The 2,699-nt window shown below is 60.9% G+C and carries 3 protein-coding genes and 2 pseudogenes; 3 read left to right on the top strand and 2 right to left on the bottom strand.

All coding sequences use genetic code 11. The annotated features are described in order from the left end of the window. Positions 1–214 (top strand): hypothetical protein (locus tag WAN71_RS28735; protein WP_422228578.1); only part of this gene is annotated, 214 nt, incomplete at its 5' end. Positions 215–348: 134 nt separating this feature from the next. Here WAN71_RS28735 and WAN71_RS28730 read toward each other — a convergent pair. Together WAN71_RS28730 and WAN71_RS28725 are read right to left on the bottom strand one after the other, a co-directional pair. Next, positions 349–440, bottom strand: a pseudogene (locus WAN71_RS28730) (hypothetical protein); the annotation flags it as partial. A gap of 138 nt (positions 441–578) precedes the next feature. Then, positions 579–1,073, bottom strand: a complete 495-nt coding sequence (locus WAN71_RS28725; protein WP_422228577.1) for a MarR family winged helix-turn-helix transcriptional regulator — start codon at positions 1,071–1,073, stop codon at positions 579–581. 634 nt (positions 1,074–1,707) lie between these two features. Here WAN71_RS28725 and WAN71_RS28720 point away from each other — a divergent pair. Together WAN71_RS28720 and WAN71_RS28715 are read left to right on the top strand one after the other, a co-directional pair. Continuing rightward, positions 1,708–2,181 carry a hypothetical protein gene (locus WAN71_RS28720; RefSeq protein WP_422228576.1) on the top strand — a complete coding sequence of 158 codons (474 nt, stop codon included), beginning with the start codon at positions 1,708–1,710 and terminating at the stop codon, positions 2,179–2,181. Between the two features lie 43 nt (positions 2,182–2,224). Then, positions 2,225–2,699, top strand: a pseudogene (locus WAN71_RS28715) (glycine--tRNA ligase); the annotation flags it as partial.

Below are 2,699 nucleotides of genomic sequence, written 5' to 3'. Positions count from 1 at the left end.
TGGTGGTAATGGCGGTGTCGGCGGGGCCGGCGCGGTGGGGATGGCCAATGACGACGGTGTGATCGGGGGCGGCGGTAACGGCGGTAACGGCGGTGACGGCGGCGCCGTCGGCGGTGATGGCGGGGCCGGTGGCGCAGGCGGGACGGCCGAAGCGCTCGGCAACGGTGGCACCGCAACAGCCGGCGCACATGGCTCACCCGGCTCGCCCGGCTAATACCGCTTTGCCGTCTGCCCGGCGCAGGGGCGGCGTTAACGCCTTTCATGGGTTTTAGTAGGCGTTGACGGTCTGCGCGGTCACCACTCGTCGGGGTCGACCGGGCCGTCCAGCTTGGCCAGCTCGTGGTCTTAGTTGACCTCGTAACCGCGTTGGCAGTTGTCGTAGAGGTCGTCGCGGTCGATTACCAGCTTCGATTAGTCTCCCACGTCGTCGGATAGCCGACCGTATTGATCTGCTCGGCGCCGGTCAGCCTCCGGCACGCAGGACCGGGTGGCCATCGACGGTGTGGCCGACTATTTGGCGGCCAAGCTCAAGGGCTGCTGATACACGAGGAGTCGGCTGGGCGCACCTGTTGTCGGGTTCACCCGAATGATGTGGTCCCACCCAAGTTGCGGTAAGCGGGGTGGGCAAGCGGCCTCAAGCCCTCCTGCTGCGCCAGCCTGGCGAGAAGGTCGCACAGCTTGTCGCGTTCTTCGGGCTCCAGCTCGGAGAGGAGCCGGGACTCGCGCTGGTGGAACAGCTCGGAAATCCTGCCCATCAGCTCCTCTCCCGCTTCGGTGAGGTGGAGGGCGTACACGCGGCGGTCAGCGTGGCGGCGGCGACGCTCGACGTAGCCACGCTTCTCGAGGTAGTCGATGTAGCCCACCAGTCGGCTGGCGGCGACGCCGAGGTTAGCGGCGAGGGTCTGTTGGCTTTGACCGGGCTGTGCCGCAATGGCACGCATCATCCCGGCGTGGGCCGGGGCCAACCCGATAGGCGACAGCTGTTCGGCGATCAGTGCGGTGGCGTGATAGCCCAGTTGGGACAGCAGGACGCCCACATCATCAATGTGGTCGGTACCTCGCTCCCGTACCATCTGCACATTTTAGCGCCGCGAACTATGTGACAGCCCTGCCGATTTTTTTCCGCGATGATCGCCGGTCGCAGGCTTCGTGAATTAATCGCTAACGAAGATTTGGCGACCGTGTTAATTCGTCTGCTAGACGCGCGTAGGCGTTCTGACGCTTCTCGAAAGTCCGGGAGACGCTGAAGCGCCGATCACAATCGTTGCGCCGGCGACCCGCGCGCCGGTGCTGGAGCCGGGCGCCGCGCCTCGCGTCGGCTACAGCTCGCGGCGGCGAAGGCGCGATCGCCAAGCTGATGGGCTCTCTGCCGGAGCACACAGTTAGCCAGTCGAAGGGCCCTGAGGATTGCCTGAGTGCGATCGGGCACTCACGTGATCAGCGTTGGACCCAAGGCCTGAGCCGGCTCGATAATCGTGATCTGCGTCGGTGACCTGGGCAAGCGCGCGATGGCCAGGCGCGGGTCACACATGCATATTGTGACGCTGCCGAATGATTTAGGAGCATAATTATTATGATTTCTTTCGGTTTAGAAATGATTATGCTGAGAGTTCTATTTAGGATTGCTGAGATTCACTAGAGATTATTGACTGCTTCCTGAGACAGAGCTTAGAATTCATCATCTGCACAATAGATAGGGGGCACGTAATGAGTAACACGATCATCTGCCGCGGTTTGGTGGCCGGCCTGGGTGCGGCTGCCGCAACTCTCGCCGCCGTCGGGCTCGCGACCACTGCGAACGCCGACGACATCGATATGTATGGCGGTACGGATACGAACACGGTGACAATCGGCCTTGGCCCCACAGAGGAGATTATTAAGATCACAACTAATTACTTCGATACGGTTAACGAAACAACAGGCATTATCACGCCGGATTTCAGCGGCCCTACCGTCACGACGTCTTTCGTTACGCTTCCCGGTGGAGAACAGACCTTCGGTTATAGTTTTCTTGACCAGATGGCTCAATATTTTGGTGACAGCAGTAATTTCGTTAACACCACCTCTGCCATCTCCGATTCGGTGACGCCAGGCGTCGGTGAGATGTCTGTTTTTGACCCGCTGACTATTCTCGACACGACCCCTATTCCCATCGTGGACATGGACCCCATCCCGTTCTGAGGTGAACGTCTAAGCTGATCTAGACATCTCACGGTCGCGGCGTCCGCCGCCCAACGGTCTCGCCGACATTCGGGATCCGGAAACCGGTGAGCCCGGCCGGTGGACCGAGTTCGAGCAGATGGAGATGGAGTTCTTCGTCGAGCCCGCGACCGCTACCGAGTGGCACACCAGTATTGGATCGATAGCAGGTTGGCCTGGTACGTCGACCTGGGCATCGATCCGGAGAACCTGCGGTTGTATGAGCACCCCAAGGACAAGTTGTCGCACTACTCCGATCGCACGGTCGACATCGAGTACAAGTTCGGCTTTGCCGGCAACCCGTGGGGCGAACTGGAGGGTGTAGCCAATCGGACCGATTTCGACTTATCCACGCACGCAAAGCATTCCGGTGTTGACCTGTCCTTCTACGATCAGGTTACCGACACCCGGTATGTGCCTTATGTGATCGAGCCGGCGGCGGGGCTGACGCGGTCGTTCATGGCGTTTTTGGTCGACGCCTACCACGAGGACGAGGCGCC

It is taken from the genome of Mycobacterium sp., from assembly GCF_049280035.1.
Lineage (GTDB): Bacteria > Actinomycetota > Actinomycetes > Mycobacteriales > Mycobacteriaceae > Mycobacterium.
The sequence above is the reverse complement of the archived record's forward strand: the minus strand, read 5'-3'. Positions and strand labels throughout refer to the sequence as shown.